This window comes from Paraburkholderia fungorum, assembly GCF_046027605.1.
In the GTDB taxonomy this organism is placed as follows: Bacteria; Pseudomonadota; Gammaproteobacteria; order Burkholderiales; family Burkholderiaceae; genus Paraburkholderia; species Paraburkholderia fungorum_F.
The window spans coordinates 145,711-164,950 of the sequence record NZ_JAQQEF010000008.1 but is presented as its reverse complement, the minus strand read 5'-3'; the positions used below and the strand labels follow the sequence as shown (position 1 = coordinate 164,950).

Sequence of the window (19,240 nt, the reverse complement as noted above, 5' to 3'; positions counted from 1 at the left end):
AATCCGACTCATGCAGACATTTCCCAATTTGCATGGCGCTCGCGCGAATGCACCATCAGGCAGCGCGAGATATCGAGACAAGCGGTCAAATAACCAGATCGCTGGACCTGCGCGTTATTCATTTCGCACAAGCGCGATGAAGCGAGGACCGCTTCGGATATGCAGGCAGCGCCTCGCTGGAATCGGATTTGAAAAGACCAAACTCGAAAGCATGGTTTTAAGGCCGAAGCCTTAAAACCGTGTTTCGCGCGCTACCCGCAAGAAGGTATCGATCAACGGCGTGCAATCGAGCAACTCCGGACCGCCGGCGCGATGAAACTCCGGATGCCACTGCACCCCCATCACGAACGGCGCGCGCCGATAGCGCACGGCCTCGATGATGCCGTCCGATGCCGACACCGCCTCAATATTCAGATCGCGGCCGAGCGTCTTGACCGCCTGATGGTGAATCGAGTTGACGATCGCATCGCGGCGGCCCGGAAACATATTGGCCAGCGTTGATCCATCCGGAAAATGAATGCCGTGCCGATGCTGATCGTAGTCCTCGTTGACGTGCGCACCAGCCGTCGGCACATCGGTAGCGATGTCCTGGTACAAGGTGCCGCCGAACGCCACGTTGATCAACTGGCAGCCGCGGCACACGCCGAGCACCGGCTTGCCCGACTCGATGAACTCATGCAGCAGTTCGAGTTCGTACATGTCGCGCACACGGTCGCCCGGCCACTCGGGGCTCGTTGCCTGTTCCGCGTACGACTGCGGCGAAACGTCCGCGCCGCCTTGCAGCAGCAGACCGTCGAGGTGCTTCGCATAGTCGCGCAGACGAATATTGCTCGGGTGCAGCATGCCCTGATGGCCGACTGTCGGAATCATGAACACCAGCACGTCGCGCGACATCACCCAGTGCGCAATCGACTCCTCGAGATATTGCAGCGTTTTGCCGCGCAGCCCCTTCGCGCCCGGCTCCGGGTGAAAGATGCGCGCCGATACGCCGATGCGCAAGGTGCGCTGCGTGATCCGTTGACCCGCGCGATCGAACAGCTGACGCGCGCGCGCCGCGATGATGCGGCCGAACACGGTCCACGCCGAATCGTTTTGCCTCAGATAGCGCGGCGGCGATGGCGGCAACGCGTTCGGCGGTGGCGGATTCGTCGCGGTGAAATCAGGCGCGGCGCCGAAGCCTGGCGGCGGCGAGCCAGCCGGGCGACTGGCCGCGGCTGCTTCTTCCGCTTTTTCCGTGACAATGGCCGCGTCAGCGGTCGCGCTCAATTCGCCGGCAAGCGGTTCGCTGCTTTCGAGCGTAGCCGGACGCGAGGCTTGAACCTTGGCGGCATGTCCCGCCTTAGCTGCGTCGCGCTCATGGACCGCAGCCTCCTGCCTGGCAGTCGACGCAGCCGCCGCACTGCGCGCTTCGGCCGCATCGCGTTGCCGCGCCGTTTGCGCGTCAGTGGGCGTCACGGTAGACGCGCTCTGCGGGTTGTCCGTCGAGGATCGTACTGCCGCTTCAGCAGCAGGCGATGCACTTGGCGCAGCAGGCACATCAGCCGACGAATCTTCCGGCAAAGCGGTCGAGCGTGGCGTGCTGGACACCGTCGGCGGAGTGGTCGTGCCTGGCGTCGCCGCAGGCGACGATGGGCCGCCGGGCTTGCCGGCGTCTTCAGGTTTGTTTTCGCTCATGACAGTCAGACAGGCGCCTTCACGCGAACGAATGAATATGCCCTGATTATCCGCTAGCGGGGCAAGCCCCGCAAACCCGCACACAATTGCTCACATTGTTGCGGCTCGAGGCACAGCGCCGTCTAACTTAGGGATCCGGTTGTTCTTCGAAAGTTTCGCGCAGCGCGATCTGCATCGCCGCGTGGATTTTCACGCACCAGCGCCAGACCAACGCCAGCAACACCGCGGCGCAGATCAGCACCACGGTCAGGAGGCCCGTCGGCGGCAAGATGCTGCCGGAGAGCGCCGCGACCAGCAAAAACACGCCAACCATCGAAACCACCGGCACCAGGTCGGAAATCGCATAACGGATTGCACGGGTGAAGCGTCCCGCCGTCGCCGGTTGCACGCTCACCTCGGCGAGCAGCAATGCAAGCGACTTGGTCTTGCGATAGACCGCCACCAGAAACGGCATCGACAGCACCAGCGCGATACTCCACAGCACCACGCGCTGCATCGGCTCGGAACTTATCCAGTGCGCGAGCCAGGTGCCCGTGTACGGCGCGCTATACGACACGATCAGAAAGATCGCCGCGACCAGCGCGAGATTGACGGCGATCTGCAAAATGATCCGCCGCGTCATGCTGAACAGCGTCGGCTCGCCGGTTTCGGTGCTCAGGCTGCGTAGCCACTGCCCGTACATGCCGAAGCCGTTAGCGAGGGTGCGCGGCATCGCCTGGCCGAGACGCTGCGTCAGCGGGTCGGCGGCACGAATCAGATAAGGCGTGAAAAGCGTGGTCAAGGCGGAGACAGCGACCGCGATCGGATACAGAAACGCGCTCGTCACCTTCAAGGTCAAGCCCAGCGACGCGATGATGAACGAGAACTCGCCGATCTGCGAGACGGTCATGCCGACCCGCATCGCCGTGCGCCCATCCTTGCCGGCCAGAAAAGTGCCGAGTCCGCACGACACGATCTTGCCGACGATCACCGCCACCGTAATCACCGCGATCGGCCATGCGTACTCGACCAGTACGGCCGGGTTCAGCATCAAGCCGATCGTCACGAAGAAGATCGCGGAGAAGGCGTCGCGCAGCGGCGCGATCAGATGCTCGATCCGATGCAGATGGCGCGACTCGGCCATGATCGCGCCGATCAGGAACGCGCCGAGCGCAATGCTGTAATCGAGCTTCACCACCAGCAAACAAAAGCCGAAGCAGAAGCCGAGCACCGACACCAGCAGCATTTCGTCGCTCCTCGCGCGCGCCACGTAGTTCAACGCACGCGGCACGACCAGAATGCCGACCACCAGCGACACCGTCATGAAGAGCAGCAGCTTGCCGAGCGTCACCACCGCGACACCCGCGCTCAACTGCCCGGTCTGCGCAATGCCGGAGAGCAGCACCAGCATCGCAATGGCGAGAATGTCCTCGACGATCAGAATCCCGAACACCAGCTGCGCGAAGCTCTCGCGCTTCAGGCCCAGCTCGGAGAGCGCCTTGACGATGATGGTGGTCGACGAAATCGCGAGAATCGCGCCGAGGAACAGCGAGTCCATCGAACTCCAGCCGAACGCACTGCCGATCTCGTAACCGATCCACAGCATCAGCACGATTTCGGAAAGCGCCGCGACGATCGCCGTCGCGCCCACTTTGAACAGCTTGCGCAGACTGAATTCGAGCCCGAGCGAAAACATCAGGAATACCACGCCGAGTTCGCCGAGCGTCTGGATGGTCTGCTCGTCGTGGATCAGCTGGAACGGCGGCGTGTACGGCCCGATGATCACGCCCGCGGCGATGTAGCCCAGCACCACCGGCTGTTTCAGGCGATGGAACAGCACGGTGACGACGCCGGCGAGCGCCATCACGACCGCCAGATCCTGAATGAAGCCGATGCCATGATGCATGGATGCGTCCCTTACAAAAAGTAATGTCTCAAAAACGCAGTGTAACGCACAGGCGTGCTGCGCCGAATCGCGCAAACGTCGAAAGGGCTTGGGATTGGCCGGATCAGGAGCGGGCCGCGGTAACGCTCCCGCCGAAACTTTTTTGACACGCTGGACACCTGTGAAATATCACAATAATATTTGACGCATATTTTCCAGGGAGTCGAGTCATGCAGCAGGTGTCCTTCAATGTTGTAGATCGTTCCGGCGCCAGCCGCGCCGATATCGTCGAAGTGAATCGTCTGACGATCGCCGGCTGGGCCGGGCGCGATCAGGCGGCAATCGAGCATCACATCGCCGAACTGGCCGAACTCGGCGTGAAGCGGCCGTCGACCACGCCCTGCTTCTACCGCCTCGGCGCCGAGCTGCTGACGCAGGCCGAATTGATCGACGTGGTCGGCGTGAAGTCCAGCGGCGAAGCCGAGTGCGTGCTGGTGCGCTCGAAGGCGGGGCTCCTCGTCACCGTCGGCTCCGACCATACCGACCGTGAAGTCGAGGCCTACGGCGTCACGGTGTCCAAGCAGATTTGCCCGAAGCCGGTCGCCCGCGACGCATGGCGTTTCGACGATGTCGCCGGCCACTGGGATCAACTCGAACTGCGCGCTTTCGCCGTGACAAGCAACGGCGAGCGGCGCGTTTATCAGCAAGGCAGCGTCGCCTCGCTGCTGCCGGCCGAGAATCTGCTGGAGCGCGCGCCCGTCGCCGAGGGCGCCGCGATGTTCTGCGGCACGCTGGCTGTGCAAGGCGGCATCGTCGGCATGGCCGACGGCGACGCGCTCGAACTCGAACTGCACGACCCCATCCTGAACCGCACGCTGCGCCACGCCTACCGCGTGCGCGCGCTACCTATCGTCGAATGAGGCACGCATGAATCCCCCTTCGCTCTCCGCCAACGCCGACGCGTCTTCCGACGCGTGGCTCGAAGCCGCCGCGCTGCGCAAGATCACCTGGCGCATCATGCCGTTCCTGTTTCTCGTCTACGTGCTGTCGTACCTGGACCGCGTCAACATCGGTTACGCGAAGCTGCAGTTCACCGGCGACCTCGGCCTGTCGAACGCGGCGTACGGACTCGGTGCGGGGATTTTTTTCTTCGGCTATTTCGTCTTCGAAGTGCCGAGCAATCTGCTGCTGAAGAAGTTCGGCGCACGCGCCACCATCGCGCGCATCACGATGCTGTGGGGGCTGCTGTCGTGTCTGATGATGTTCGTGCGCTCGGAAACGATGTTCTACGTGCTGCGCTTTTTCCTCGGCATCGCCGAGGCCGGGCTGGTACCGGGCGTGGTGCTGTATCTGACGTTCTGGTTTCCGTCCGACCGGCGCGCGCGGATGGTCGCCGTGTTCATGGCGGCGATTCCGGTGGCGGGCATCATCGGCGCGCCGTTGTCGGGCTTTCTGATGTCGGCGCTGCATGAAACACACGGACTGCGCGGCTGGCAGTGGATGTTCCTGATCGAAGGCATTCCGTCGATCCTCGCGGGCTTCTGGGCGCTCGCCGTGTTGCGCAACACGCCCGCCGAAGCCGCCTGGCTCACCGACGACGAAAAGCGCGTGATCCTCGGCCGTCTCGCGCGCGAAAACTCCGCGGCGGCCGCGGCCGGCGCTGAACACAGCCTCTCGGTGGCCTTGCGCTCGGGCCGTTTCTGGTTGTTGACGCTGATTTACTTCTGCCTCGTCACCGGCAACGCGGGCTTCTCGTTCTGGCTGCCGCAGATCGTCAAGGATCTCGGTGTCACGAATCTCGTCACCAATGGCTTCGTCACCGCGATTCCTTATCTCGCGGCGGGCATCGGCATGATCCTGATCGGCCGCTCGTCGGATATCACCGGTGAACGGCGCTGGCACTATGCCGTGTGCTGCTTCATCGGCGCGGCAGGCTTGCTCGGCAGTGCCTCGGTGACCAATTCGATTCCGCTCGCCGTGACCGGTTTGTCGATCGCTTACATCGGCATTCTGGCGGGCTTCGGCATCTTCTGGTCGATGTCCACCACGTTCCTGCAGGGCACCGCGGCCGTTGCCGGCATCGCCGTGATCAACTCGATTGCGAACCTGGCCGGCTATGTGAGCCCGTATGTGCTTGGCATCGTCAAGGACGCGACGCAAAGCGTGACGCTCGGGCTGGTGCTGATCGCGGGCGCGTTGATCGTGGGCGGCCTGGTCACATTGATGATGCCGCGCGTGAAGGTGCAGCACGCCGCAGCGGTGACGCCGAAGAGCGCCTGACGCCGCTGTGCTCGCCGTGATTTTCGTGACGTGATGTCCGTGGCGTGAACACCGCGCGCGTCACGCGCGGACGGCGCCGGTGAGCAGACGCCCGCCCGCCGTCGTCCGCGCAAAACCTTGCTCTACAATGCGGACGACACCGCCCGCTTCCTCTTCACATGACGCTTTTGCAGACTGCCCGCCGTTCCAGTGCCCCTCGCGAGACCGCCACGGCGAGTCTCGCCGAACAAGCCTATGCGTTCGTCAAGCGCGAGATCATCACGATGCGCTTGCGTCCCAGCGAAGTGCTCAACGAAGCGGAATTGATGGTGCTGACCGGCATCGGCAGAACGCCGGTGCATCAGGCGCTGCACCGGCTGGTGCACGAAGGCATGCTGACCATCATGCCGAGAAAGGGCATCATGGTTCGCCCGGTTTCGCTCGACGATGTGCTGGCGATCATCGACGTGCGGCTCGTCAACGAAAGCTACTGCGTCGAGCTGGCCGCGCGCCACGCGCAGCAACACGATTTCGACGCGATGCAGGCCCTGCTGGACCGCTCGTCGGTATGCGCGGCCGCGCACGATATCGAAGGCATGATGGATATCGACCGCGAGTTTCATCTGGCAATTTCGGCGGCGTCGCGCAATCCGGTGCTGGCCGACATTCTGCGCGGGCTGCATGAGCGCTCGCTGCGCTTCTGGTTCATTTCGCTGTCCGAGCCGCATCATCTCGAAGACGTGCACGAAGAACATCTGGAGCTGTTTCGCCTGCTGCGCGAACGCGATGCCGAAGGCGCCCGGCAATCGGTGCAAAAGCATATCGAAGCGTTCCGCGCGACCTTATTCAATCGCATCTGACCGCATCTGACCGACCCTGAACGCGGACCCGCCGGCCCAGCCGGCGGACACCCGCCACACAGTGATCTCAAGCTAACCGCGCATCTAACCGGATTCCCCCGACACCATGGCCACTGAATTCACGCCCTTCCCGCCGCTGGCCCAGCTAGCCGCCGACCTCGCCACCGGCCGCACCACGAGCCGCGCGCTCGTCGAAACCGCGCTCGACCGGATTGCCGATCCGGCCGGCCAGGGGGCGGTCGCCTTCATGCACGTCGACGCCGACAGCGCGCGCGCCGCCGCCGATGCGCACGACCGCCTGCGCGCCGCCGGCACCGTGCTCTCACCGCTCGCCGGGATTCCGGTGTCGGTCAAGGATCTGTTCGATATCGAAGGCCAGCCGACGCGCGCCGGTTCCGTGGTGCTGGCCGACGCGCCGCCCGCCAAGGCCGACGCGGTCGCGGTCGCGCGCCTGAAACGGGCGGGCGCGGTGATCGTCGGGCGCACCAATATGAGCGAGTTCGCGTTTTCCGGACTGGGGCTGAACCCGCACTACGGAAATCCGCTGTCGCCGTATCGGCGTGGCGTGAAAGGCGACGAGCGGATTTCGGGCGGTTCGTCGTCGGGGGCCGGGGTATCGGTCGCGGACGGCATGGCGGCCATCGCGCTCGGCACCGACACCGGCGGTTCGATCCGCATTCCGGCGGCGCTGTGCGGCCTGACCGGTTTCAAGCCGACCGCGGATCGCATTCCGAAGCAAGGCGGCATACCGCTTTCTTCGACGCTCGACTCGTTCGGACCGATCGGCGTCTCGGTGGCGTGCTGTGCGCTGGTCGACCGCATGCTGGCCGGGCTCGAGCCGCGCATTCCGGCGACCCGGCCGCTCGAAGGCGTGCGCCTTGGCGTATTGACCAATTTCGTGACCGACGGCGTCGAACCGGCGGTCGCCGCCGCGATCGACACCGCGCTCAAGCACCTCGAAGCAGCCGGCGCGATCGTCAGCGAGGTGCGTTTCGCGCCGCTCGACCGTTTGCCCGAGATCAACCGCTTCGGCTTTTCGCCGATCGAAGCGTATGCATGGCACCGTCCGCTGCTGGAGAAGCACCGCGAGCAGTACGATCCGCGCGTGCTGGTGCGCATCCTGAAAGGCCAACCCGCCAGCGCCGCCGACTATCTGGACCTGGTCGCCGAACGCCAGGCCATGCTTGACGAAGCCGCGCGCACGCTGTGGCAGCGGTTCGACGTGGTGGTCGCGCCGACCGTGCCGGTCGTGCCGCCGCGCGTGGCCGATCTGACCGATGACGACGACGCGTTTGGCCGCACCAACGCATTGATCCTGCGCAATCCCAGCGCATTCAACTTCCTCGACACCTGCGCGCTGTCGCTGCCTTGCCATTTGCGCGGCGACGCGCCGGTCGGCCTGATGCTGGCAGGCGCGCCGCACGCCGACGACGCCTTGCTGGCAATCGGCCGCGCCGCCGAAGCGGTGCTCAACGCGATTCGCTGACCGGGAACGAGGGTGGCGGGGTGGCGAACTGATCGGCACATGAGCGGCGACTAGGTGGCAATCAGCGGCAACCACACGGCAAGCGGCCGGCAACCAGGTGATAACTATGCGGCAACCAAGCCACAGGCACACGTCAACCAGGCAATAGCTGACCATGCTTGCGACTTAAAAGCGCGATAAGCGCCGGGACGGAGGTTCGCGCTAGAATCGCGAGCACCCGCCCTTTCTGTTTCCAGACCGCCACACGATCCATGAATAACGACAATGCGATGCTGCGCCGCGAGCGCTCCCTGCTGGTTCTGCTTGGCCTGATCTGCGTCGGCCTCGTCGCCGGCGCGCTGTATCTGCAATACGGGTTGCACGAAGACCCATGCCCGTTGTGCATCATTCAGCGCTATTTCTTCCTGCTGATCGCGATTTTTGCGTTCCTCGGCGCGCGTTTCAACAGTTGGCGTGGCGTGCGGCTGCTGGAAGTGCTGGCCGCCCTGTCGGCCTTGGGCGGCATCGTGACCGCCGCTCGGCACGTGTATGTTCAGGCGAATCCCGGCTTCAGCTGCGGTTTCGACGCGCTGCAGCCCGTGGTGGACAGCTTGCCGCCCGCGCACTGGCTGCCGGGCGTTTTCAAGGTCGCCGGCCTCTGCGAAACGGCCTATCCGCCGATTCTGGGGCTGTCGCTGCCCACCTGGTCGCTGGTGGCTTTCGTCGTGGCTTTCGTGCCGCTGGCGTTGAGCCTGATTAAGAATCGCCGCCGGTTCGCCTGATCGCGCCATTCCGCTTGAAATAACCCGCTTCGCGCCGGCCTTTGCACCGTCTTTTACGGCGGTTCGAAGCCGGCGTTTTTCATATCGGTTCCGGCCGGCGCCGGCTCTCCCGTCCGACCTCGGGTGCCCCGCCACGCCTGGTTTCCCCCAATCCACCCGCCTCACGCAACTTCCCGGCACGGCGCGAATCGTACTTATCACATCACCGCGTCCGAATAAGCTTCATGCGAGTTGGGAAATCTTTTCGGGACAAGGTAATGCTATCTTCGGAACTGGATGGCGATCTACGTGCGCGAGGCCGGCTTCGGCGCGACCCCATGCGTAACGCGCGCCCGGTCCGCACTGTCTTTCGGATTCGCCATGACAACGCAAACCATCCGCTTTTATCACCAGGGGTCCGTCCGTGAGGTCGCGGGCGTCCCGGCGGCGCGCACCGTGCTTCAGCACCTGCGCGAGGATTTGCATTGCACGGGCACCAAGGAAGGCTGCGCGGAAGGCGACTGCGGCGCCTGCACAGTGGTCATCGGCGAGCTGGATGCGCAAGGCGGACTCGCGCTGAAAGCGGTCAACGCCTGTATCCAGTTCCTGCCGACGCTGGACGGCAAAGCCCTCTTCACAGTCGAAGACCTGCGCGCCGCCGACGGCGCCTTGCATCCCGTGCAACAGGCCATGGTCGATTGCCATGGCTCGCAATGCGGTTTCTGCACGCCCGGCTTCGTGATGTCGATGTGGGCGCTGTACGAAAACCAGCCGGCCGCCGCCGGCCTGCCCACCCGCGACGAAATCAACGCCGCGCTGTCCGGCAATTTGTGCCGCTGCACCGGCTACCGGCCGATTGTCGAGGCGTCGCAGAAAATGTTCGACTACCCGCAATACCCGCGCGTAACGCTGGACCGCAAGGCGGTCGCCGGCAAGCTGCGGGAGATCCAGCGTCGCGAGACCTTCGCATACAGCGCGCCCGACACGCGCGGCGCCGCCTTCGGCTCGCCCACCTTCCATGCCCCGATCACGCTCGACGCGTTCGCCAGACTGCGCACCGAGCATCCGCACGCGCGCCTGCTGGCGGGCAGCACCGACGTCGGCCTGTGGGTCACCAAGCAGTTCCGCGATCTCGGCGACATTCTGTACATCGGCAACGTCGCCGAATTGAAGACGATCGAGCGCGATGCGCAGACGCTGACAATCGGCGCCGCCGTCACGCTCGAAGACGCGTACGCGGCACTCGCCGTCGACTACCCGGAACTGGCGGAGTTGTGGACGCGCTTCGCGTCGCTGCCGATCCGCAATGCCGGCACGCTTGGCGGCAACGTCGCGAATGGCTCGCCGATCGGCGATTCGATGCCCGCGTTGCTCGCGCTCGGCGCCGAAGTCGTGCTGCGCCACGGTCCGAAAACCCGCACCCTGAAGCTCGACGCCTTCTACCTCGGCTATCAGAAAACCGCCCTCGCGGCGGGCGAATTCGTCGCGGCGCTGCGCGTGCCGCGTCCGGCGCGCGATCTGCGCTTTCGCACGTACAAGGTGTCGAAGCGCTACGATCAGGACATCTCCGCTGTGTGCGCCGCGTTCGCGCTGCACATCGGTGAAAACGGGGCGATCAGGGAAGCCCGCATTGCCTTCGGCGGCATGGCCGCGACGCCCAAACGCGCCGCGCAAACCGAGGCCGTGCTGAACGGCGCAATATGGAACGAAAGCACCGCGCGGCAAGCGATGAACGCAGTCGTCGCCGATTTCCAGCCGCTCACCGACATGCGCGCCTCGAGCGCCTATCGACTGAAGGTGGCGCGCAACCTGCTGTGGCGCTTCCACCTCGAAACGCGCGATGACGCGCCGCTCGCCCTCTTCGACGTGAATGCGTTCGCGTACGAAGCCGGTGCGCCGGACGCAGCCGTTGCAAAGGAGTCGTCGTGATGAACCGGACCGATGCTTTCGTCGAACATGCCGCGCAGCACGCCGCCGTTCAGGAGAACGAGACGGCCATCGGCGTGTCGTTGCCGCACGAATCCGCCACGCTGCACGTGAGCGGCGAAGCCACTTACACCGACGACGTCCCCGAATCGCAAGGCACGCTGCACGCGGCGCTCGGCTTGTCGCGCCATGCGCATGCCCGCATCGTGTCGATCGATCTGGATGCTGTCAGAAAAGCGCCCGGCGTGATCGCGGTACTGACCGCTGAAGATATCCCCGGCGAGAACAATTGCGGCCCCGTGCTGCATGACGATCCGATTTTCGCGGTAGACGAAGTGCTGTACCTCGGCCAACCGGTGTTCGCGGTGATCGCCGAAAGTCACGAGCTCGCGCGCCGCGCCGCCGCGCTGGCGAGGAGCGACGACGTCGTGCGATACGAGCCGCTCAACGTCATCCTCACGCCAACCGAAGCGAAGGCCAACAAGCAGTTCGTCCTGCCGCCGCTGCATCTGAAACGCGGCGAGCCGGACGCGAAGATCGCCGCCGCGCCGCATAAAATCCGCGGCACGTTCGAAGTGGGCGGCCAGGAACAGTTTTATCTCGAAGGCCAGATCGCGTATGCCGTGCCGAAGGAAATGGACGGCATGCTGGTCTACAGTTCGACGCAGCATCCGAGCGAAATGCAGCAGGTGGTCGCGCATATGCTCGGCTGGCCGGCGCATAGCGTCGTGTGTGAATGCCGGCGCATGGGTGGCGGATTCGGCGGCAAGGAATCGCAATCGGCGGTGTTTGCATGCGTGGCGTCGTTGGCGGCGAAACTGCTGCGCCGCCCGGTCAAACTACGCGCTGATCGTGACGACGATTTCATGATCACAGGCAAGCGCCACGACGCGGTCTACGAGTACGAAGCAGGCTTCGACGACAGCGGCCGCATCCTCGGCGCGCGCGTGGAAATCGCCTTGCGCGCCGGTTATTCCGCCGACCTGTCGGGCGCGGTCGCGACCCGTGCCGTGTGCCACTTCGACAACGCGTACTACCTGTCCGACGTCGACATCGTCGCGCTGTGCTGCAAGACGAACACGCAATCGAACACCGCGTTCCGAGGTTTCGGCGGCCCACAAGGCGCGCTGGTGATGGAAGTGATGCTCGACAGCATCGCGCGTCAATTGAACTGCGATCCACTCGACGTGCGGCTCGCGAATTACTACGGTATCGGCGAGCGCGACACGACGCCGTACGGACAACGCGTCGAAGACAACATCATCGCGCCGCTCACCGACGAGCTGTTGAAATCCAGCGACTACCGCGCGCGCCGCGAAGCGATCGCCGCGTTCAATGCGAAAAGTCCGGTGCTCAAACGCGGCCTCGCGTTCTCGCCGGTGAAGTTCGGGATCTCGTTCAACGTGCCGTTCCTGAATCAGGCCGGCGCGCTGGTGCATGTGTATAAAGACGGTTCGGTGCTCGTCAATCATGGTGGCACCGAAATGGGCCAAGGGCTCAACACGAAGGTCGCGCAAGTCGTCGCGAACCAGTTCGGCTTGCCGCTTTCGCGCGTGCGCGTCACGGCGACCGACACGTCGAAGATCGCCAACACCTCGGCGACCGCCGCCTCCACCGGCAGCGACCTGAACGGCAAAGCTGCGGAAGCCGCCGCGCGGACCATTCGCGACAGGCTCGCCGAACTGGCCGCAAAGCAACTCGGCGGCACCGCCGGCGCGGTGGAATTCACCCATGGTGAAGTGTCGGTGAACGGTGGTGCGATGCCGTTCGCGCAACTGGTCGGCGCAGCATATCTGGCCCGCGTGCAGTTGTGGTCGGATGGTTTCTATACGACGCCCAAAGTGCATTGGGATGCGAAAACGCTGACGGGTCACCCGTTTTACTACTTTGCGTACGGCGCGGCAGTATCGGAAGTGGTGATCGACACACTGACCGGCGAATGGAAACTGGTGCGCGCGGACGTGTTGCACGACGCCGGTCAATCGATCAATCCGGCGATCGATATCGGCCAGGTGGAAGGCGGCTTCATCCAAGGGATGGGCTGGCTCACCACCGAAGAATTGTGGTGGAACCGCGATGGCCGCCTGATGACGCACGCGCCGTCGACGTACAAGATTCCCGCCGTAAGCGATACGCCCGCGGCGTTCCATGTTCAGCTCTATCAGAACCAGAACGCCGAGCCGACCGTGTTCCATTCGAAGGCCGTGGGCGAGCCGCCGCTGCTGCTGCCGTTCTCGGTGTTCCTCGCGATTCGTGACGCGGTCGCGGCTGCGGTGCCGGGCGCGAGCAATGCGCCCCCGTTGCGCGCGCCGGCGACGCCCGAGGCGATTCTCGATGCGCTCGACGCGTTGCAATCGCAGGTGACGGCCACGGAACACGCAATGGAACAATTGACTCAAGCGGTAACCACGATCACAACCGCAACCACGTAAGCAAAATCAAGCAAAGGCCCGACGCGACACGAACGCGTCCCGCCACATTCAACCGGCCGCACGGACACCCCGCGCGGCGACGTATGGAGAACCGCCGGATGCAAGCCTGGCTACCTGACCTGCAACAACTGCTCGCGCACGGCGACGCCGCCGTGCTGGTGACGGTCGCGCGCGTCGAAGGTTCGGCGCCCCGCGAGGCCGGCACCAAGATGATCGTCACGCGCGATTCGGCCAAGCACACGATTGGCGGCGGGCACCTCGAATGGAAAGCCATCGAGACCGCACGCCAGGTGCTGCGCGACGGCATGCGCTCGCCGCATATGCGCCGCCTCGAACGTTTCGCGCTCGGGCCCAGCCTCGGCCAATGCTGCGGCGGCGCGGTGATTCTTGCCTTCGAGCGCCTCGACATCGGCGACCTCGGCTGGATCACGTCGCTGGCGAAACGCGTGACCGCGGGCCAATCGACGGTGCGTAGCGTATCATTCGGCCCCGCACCGGATGCGGTGATGCTGTCCGACCCCGAACCGGGTGTCGATGCCTCCGACTGCCTGCTGTGGGACGGCGCCGGTTTCGACGACAGCGGCGCGCTGCTCACCGAAACCATCGCGCCAGGCGACTTCCGGGTCGTGCTGTTCGGCGCAGGGCACGTGGGCGCGGCGCTGGTTCGCGTGCTCGCCACGCTGCCTTGCACGGTACGCTGGGTCGACGAACGCGACGCGCAGTTTCCCCCGGTGGAAACGCTGCATGCGCCGAACGTGAAGATCGATCCGAACGACGCGCCCGACGAAGCCATCGACCAGGCCGCGCCGCACACGTACTTCATCGTGATGACGCACAACCATGCGCTCGATCTCGAGTTGGCCGAGCGCATTCTGCGGCGTGGCGATTTCGCTTTCTTCGGCATGATCGGCTCGCACAGCAAGCGCAAGCAGTTCGAACATCGGCTGGCCGCGCGCGGTATCGATCCGTCGCAGATTGCGCGGATGAAGTGCCCGCTCGGCGTCGACGGGATCGTCGACAAGTCGCCGGAGATCATCGCGATCTCGGCGGCCGCCCAGGTGTTGCAGGCCGTGGAGGCGAATGCGGGCGCGCACGCGGCGCAGACAGTCTGATTGCCGCACAATCGACCTGCCGTTCTAACGCGATTGCACCCTGTCCCGCACTCCGCATCCGGCGCGAAACGACTCCAACGAACTTCTGACCGACCATGAATACAACGACCGCTACCCCACTGCTAGAGAAAACGGCTCGCGCACCGAAGGCCGAGCTGCACATCCATATCGAAGGCTCACTCGAACCTGAGCTGATCTTCGCGCTCGCCGAACGCAACGGCGTGAAGCTCGCCTACGAGTCGATCGAAGCCTTGCGCGCCGCGTACGCGTTCACCGATCTGCAATCGTTCCTCGACATCTATTACGCCGGCGCGAGCGTGCTGCTGCACGAGCAGGACTTCTACGACATGACGACGGCGTATGTCGAACGCTGTCTCGCCGACAATGTGATTCACAGCGAAATCTTCTTCGATCCGCAGACGCATACGGAGCGCGGCGTGCCGATCGCAACCGTGGTGGCCGGTATCGAACGCGCGCTCGCCGACGCGGAACAGCACGGCATGACGAGCAAGCTGATACTGTGTTTCCTGCGCCATCTGTCCGAAGAAGATGCGCTCGCCACGTTTGAAGAAGCGCGGCCATTGTTCGAGCAATACAAGCATCGCCTGATCGGCGTCGGGCTGGATTCGTCGGAACGCGGGCACCCGCCGTCGAAGTTCGAACGCGTCTTCGCTCAGGCACGCGCGCTCGGTCTGAAGCTGGTTGCGCATGCCGGCGAAGAAGGCCCGCCGTCGTATATCTACGAAGCGCTCGATCTGCTGAAAGTGGACCGCGTCGACCATGGCGTGCGCAGCATCGAAGATCCGGCGCTCGTCACGCGTCTGGCCGATTCGCGCGTCGCGCTGACCGTGTGCCCGCTGTCGAACCTCAAGCTCTGCGTGTTCGACGACCTGACCAAACACACGCTGAAGGACCTGCTCGATCGCGGCGTCGCCGTCACGGTGAACTCCGACGATCCGGCTTATTTCGGCGGCTACGTGAACGCCAATTATTTCGCCACCATCGACGCGTTGAAGCTCAACGATGCCGAGGTCTACACGATCATCCGCAACAGCTTCGAAGCGTCGTTCGTCACGCCTGAACAGCGCGGCGAACTGATCGCGAAGCTCGACGCGCACTGGCATCAAAGCGGCCCGCACTGACGGGCCCATGAAGAGCAGCCGGTGGCGGCATGGGTTCATTGCAGAACCAGCATCAAGCCGCCGTCTGCGCTGTTTAGCTCCTCACAAATACGGAGACGGTTTCACCCATGACTCAATCGGCTTACCGCGCACAACTGCTGACCTTCAACGGCGATCCCGCGCAATCGTCCAACGCGGCGGTCTTCAATGAGGACGGCTTGCTGATCGTCGAAGACGGCCATGTCGTCGCGGCGGGCGCATATGCCGCGCTCGCGTCGCAACTCACACCGGGCACCCAGGTGCAGGAGATGCGCGACAAGCTGATCGTGCCGGGTTTCATCGATACGCACATTCACTATCCGCAGACCGACATGATCGCGTCGCCGGCGCCGGGTTTGTTGCCGTGGCTCAATGAGTACACGTTTCCGACCGAGCGCCGCTTCACCGATCCGGCGTACGCGCGCGACACGGCGAGCTTTTTCGTCGAAGAACTGCTGGCTTGCGGCACGACCACCGCGCTCGTGTATTGCACGGTCCATAAGGAATCGGCGGACGCGCTCTTCGCCGAGAGCGAAGCGCGCAATCTGCGCATGGTGGCCGGCAAGGTGCTGATGGACCGCAACTGCCCCGAGTTCCTGCGCGACACCGCGCAATCGGGTTACGACGACAGCGCCGAGCTGATCGGCCGCTGGCACAATCGCGGCCGCCAGATGTACGCGCTCACGCCGCGTTTCGCGCCGACCTCGACCGAAGCGCAACTCGAAGCGTGTGGCGAGTTGGCGGGCAAGCATCCGGACATCTTCATCCAGAGCCACGTCGCCGAGAACACCGACGAAGTGAAATGGGTCGCCGATCTGTTCCCGGGCCACCGCAGCTATCTGGACATTTACGATCACTATGGTCTGCTGCGCCGCCGCGCGGTGTACGGCCATTGCATCTATCTCGACGAGGAAGACCGCAAGCGCATGGCGCAAACCGGCACGGTCGCCTCGCACTGTCCTACCTCGAATCTGTTCCTCGGCAGCGGCCTGTTCGATTTCGACAAGGCCGACGAAGCCGGTATGCCGATCGCGCTGGCCACCGATGTGGGGGGCGGCACCTCGTTCTCGATGCTGCAAACCATGAACGAAGCCCATAAGGTCGCGCGTCTGAGCGGCCACCATCTGACGGCCACGCGCATGTTCTATCTCGCCACTGCCGGCGCCGCCGAAGCGCTCGATCTGGCCGACAAGGTCGGCACGCTGAAGCCGACGTCGGAAGCCGACTTCGTCGTGCTCGATCCACAAGCCACGCCGCTGCTCGCGCGCCGTACCGCGCGCACCGAGTCGCTCGAAGAACTGCTGTTCGCGTTCGCGCTGCTCGGCGACGATCGCGCGATCTACGAAACCTATGCCGCGGGCAAGCGCGTGCATCGTCGCGACGATGTGCGTCAGCATGCGCCGCGAACGGCGAAGATCGCGGCTTGATGCTCGGATCGGCCAGCTGACAGCCGAGTGGATTCAGGCGGTTGAACTAAAAAACGGCGCTTCCCGCAGGAAGCGCCGTTTTCATTTGCCCATGCCGTGCAATGCGCCGGTCAAAGCTGTGTGCACACTTCGTGCAAAGCATTCAGCCGCCGCACCGGATCGGCAACATACGGATTCGACTCATCCCACGCATAACCCGCCAACACCGCGCTTATCATGCGACGGATCGACGGCGTCTGGTGCGGATAAAAAATGATGTCCTGCAGTTCACCCGTGTACCAGCGCTCGACAAAAGCGCGGAACGTATCGATTCCCTTGCGCAACGGCACGTCGTAAGCGGCCGACCAGTCGACCTGCTCGCCGTCCAGTTGCCGGTTCAAGGTCTGCACGGCGAGATGCGCGGAACGCAATGCAATCGTTACGCCGGACGAGAACACCGGATCGAGAAATTCGCCCGCATTGCCGAGCAACGCATAGCCCGGTCCATGCAAACGCTCCACGTTCGCCGCGTAGCCGCCGATGTGACGCACCGGCATCAGGAACGGCGCATTGCCGATCAACGGTCCGAGCGACGGCTCCTGCTGGATCAGCATGCGCAATTTCGCCTCGCGCTCGCTCTCCGGCACCTCGAGAAAACTGGCCTCGGCGACGCAACCCACCGACGACCGGCCGCCCGCCAACGGAATCATCCAGAACCACACATCGCGGCGTTCCGGATGCGTTGCCACACAGATCTTGTTGCGGTCGGTCGTGCCGGCCGGAATGCCGTCCTGCACGTGCGAAAAGATCGCCGCGCGAGTCGGCATACGGGTCGGCGCTTCGAGGTTCAGCAAGCGCGGCAGCACGCGGCCGAAGCCGCTCGCGTCGAACACGAAATGCGCCTCCACTTCGTATGCGTGGTCCGCTTCATCGATCACCTCGAGCACCGGCTTACTACCATTTTCACCCGGATGCATCGCGCGGACCGCGTGACCGAAGCGCACCTCGGCGCCCTGCTGCGCCGCGCAGCGAATCAGAATATCGTCGAACACCGCGCGCTCGACCTGATACGTGGTGCCCCAACCCGGAGAATGCTTGTCGCGGAAGTCGAACGCCGACGACTGGCCGCGGTGAATGAAATGGGCGCCGTTCTTGTACTGGAAACCGGCTTCGACCACGGCCTGCAGCATGCCGGCCTCTTCGAGGTAGGCCATGCTCTGCGGCAGCAGACTCTCGCCGATCGAGAAGCGCGGAAAATGTTGGCGCTCCAGCACCAGCACCGAGCGGCCCGCCCGGCGCAAGAGCGCCGCCGCGACGGCTCCTGCCGGACCCGCGCCGATGATCGCTACGTCGACGGTCATGCGCTTTGACGAATGTGTAATCAAGGTTGCCTCAATCGTTTGCTTGCTCGGAACAGCGTTAGGCTGCATCCTTACTTCTCGTTACAATTACGCGGAAATCAGCACGAACACCCCGCTATAAAACCCAGCAAGAGCGATCTTCCGACGGGAGCCCAGCGTGTCGCCATCCGAAACATCCAGTGTGCCTTTCGTGCCGGAAACGGCCTTCGGGATCTGGTTCCTGCGTACCCACACGTGGGAACATCATGTTCTACGGGTCGCGATCAACGACCTCAAACGCCTGATCGACGAGCCCCTGCCTGCCGCGCCGGTCATTGTCGACGTCGGCTGCGGACAAGGCATCTCGTTCCACCTGCTCGCCGAAGCGTTCAAGCCGCGCCGCATTATCGGCGTCGATTTTCACGAACCGTCACTAACGCTCGCCGCCCATGCAGCCAGCGCGTGCCGTGACAAGCTCGCCGATATCGAAGTGCTGCACGGCGATTGCGCGCAATTGCCGTTGCCCGATGCCAGCGCCGACATCGTGTTCTGCCATCAAACCTTCCACCATCTCGTCGAGCAGGACCGCGCGCTCGCCGAGTTTCGCCGCGTGCTCAAACCGGGCGGCATCCTGCTGTTCGCCGAATCCACCGACGCGTACATCAAATCGTGGGTGATCCGCCTGCTGTTCCGTCATCCCATGCACGTGCAGAAAAGCGCCGACGGCTATCTCGACATGATCCGCCGCGGCGGTTTCCGCTTCGATCAGCGCAACGTCTCGCTGCCGTATCTCTGGTGGAGCCGCGCGAAAGATTTCGGCTTGCTCGAACGCATCGGCCTGTACCGTCCACAACCTGGCAAGCGTCGTGAAACGCTGGTCAATGTCGCGGCGCTCAAGGCCGACTGATTCTTGCCGAGGCGGTGGCGCACCGCCGCCTCGTTGCATCAACGCGTGCCTGGTTGAGTACTTATCTGGATGCT

At 64.1% G+C, this 19,240-nt stretch carries 14 protein-coding genes; 11 read left to right on the top strand and 3 right to left on the bottom strand.

Annotated elements, in window-relative coordinates; translation table 11 throughout:
* Positions 1-231 precede the first annotated feature (231 nt).
* Positions 232-1,674 (bottom strand): gamma-glutamyl-gamma-aminobutyrate hydrolase family protein, encoded by a 1,443-nt coding sequence (locus PQR53_RS15730; RefSeq protein WP_408455322.1) that lies wholly within the window; start codon positions 1,672-1,674, stop codon positions 232-234.
* 127 nt (positions 1,675-1,801) lie between these two features.
* Entirely contained in the window at positions 1,802-3,559 is a 1,758-nt protein-coding gene (locus tag PQR53_RS15725) for a cation:proton antiporter (RefSeq protein ID WP_408455319.1), read from the bottom strand.
* Between the two features lie 209 nt (positions 3,560-3,768).
* Between PQR53_RS15725 and PQR53_RS15720 the strand changes: the two genes are divergently transcribed.
* From PQR53_RS15720 to guaD, 10 genes are all read left to right on the top strand, one after another.
* Entirely contained in the window at positions 3,769-4,458 is a 690-nt protein-coding gene (locus PQR53_RS15720) for a DUF2848 domain-containing protein (protein WP_408455316.1), read from the top strand.
* Positions 4,459-4,465: 7 nt separating this feature from the next.
* Positions 4,466-5,818 carry an MFS transporter gene (locus PQR53_RS15715; RefSeq protein ID WP_408455313.1) on the top strand — a complete coding sequence of 451 codons (1,353 nt, stop codon included), beginning with the start codon at positions 4,466-4,468 and terminating at the stop codon, positions 5,816-5,818.
* A 158-nt stretch (positions 5,819-5,976) separates the two neighbouring features.
* Positions 5,977-6,657 carry a GntR family transcriptional regulator gene (locus tag PQR53_RS15710; protein ID WP_323044544.1) on the top strand — a complete coding sequence of 227 codons (681 nt, stop codon included), beginning with the start codon at positions 5,977-5,979 and terminating at the stop codon, positions 6,655-6,657.
* Between the two features lie 106 nt (positions 6,658-6,763).
* Entirely contained in the window at positions 6,764-8,143 is a 1,380-nt protein-coding gene (locus PQR53_RS15705; RefSeq protein ID WP_408455311.1) for an amidase, read from the top strand.
* A 251-nt stretch (positions 8,144-8,394) separates the two neighbouring features.
* Positions 8,395-8,904, top strand: coding sequence for a disulfide bond formation protein B (locus tag PQR53_RS15700; RefSeq protein WP_179733635.1), 510 nt, complete (start codon positions 8,395-8,397; stop codon positions 8,902-8,904).
* Positions 8,905-9,264: 360 nt separating this feature from the next.
* Positions 9,265-10,812 (top strand): xanthine dehydrogenase small subunit, encoded by a 1,548-nt coding sequence (xdhA, locus tag PQR53_RS15695; RefSeq protein WP_408455308.1) that lies wholly within the window; start codon positions 9,265-9,267, stop codon positions 10,810-10,812.
* Positions 10,812-13,241 carry a xanthine dehydrogenase molybdopterin binding subunit gene (gene xdhB / locus PQR53_RS15690; RefSeq protein WP_408455306.1) on the top strand — a complete coding sequence of 810 codons (2,430 nt, stop codon included), beginning with the start codon at positions 10,812-10,814 and terminating at the stop codon, positions 13,239-13,241. The genes xdhA and xdhB overlap by 1 nt, the downstream gene beginning before the upstream one ends.
* A gap of 98 nt (positions 13,242-13,339) precedes the next feature.
* On the top strand, positions 13,340-14,353 hold the full coding sequence (gene xdhC, locus PQR53_RS15685) for a xanthine dehydrogenase accessory protein XdhC (protein WP_408455304.1): 1,014 nt from the start codon (positions 13,340-13,342) through the stop codon (positions 14,351-14,353).
* A gap of 95 nt (positions 14,354-14,448) precedes the next feature.
* Entirely contained in the window at positions 14,449-15,495 is a 1,047-nt protein-coding gene (locus PQR53_RS15680) for an adenosine deaminase (protein ID WP_408455301.1), read from the top strand.
* A gap of 107 nt (positions 15,496-15,602) precedes the next feature.
* The gene (gene guaD, locus PQR53_RS15675; RefSeq protein WP_408455298.1) at positions 15,603-16,940 is read left to right on the top strand and encodes a guanine deaminase; all 1,338 of its coding nucleotides are present in this window, start codon (positions 15,603-15,605) and stop codon (positions 16,938-16,940) included.
* 110 nt (positions 16,941-17,050) lie between these two features.
* Here the strand turns inward: guaD and PQR53_RS15670 are convergent, their stop codons facing one another.
* Entirely contained in the window at positions 17,051-18,280 is a 1,230-nt protein-coding gene (locus PQR53_RS15670) for an NAD(P)/FAD-dependent oxidoreductase (protein WP_408455295.1), read from the bottom strand.
* Positions 18,281-18,437: 157 nt separating this feature from the next.
* On the opposite strand from PQR53_RS15670, the gene PQR53_RS15665 reads away from it, so the two are divergent.
* Positions 18,438-19,166 carry a class I SAM-dependent methyltransferase gene (locus PQR53_RS15665; protein WP_408455292.1) on the top strand — a complete coding sequence of 243 codons (729 nt, stop codon included), beginning with the start codon at positions 18,438-18,440 and terminating at the stop codon, positions 19,164-19,166.
* The last annotated feature ends 74 nt before the right edge of the window (positions 19,167-19,240 follow it).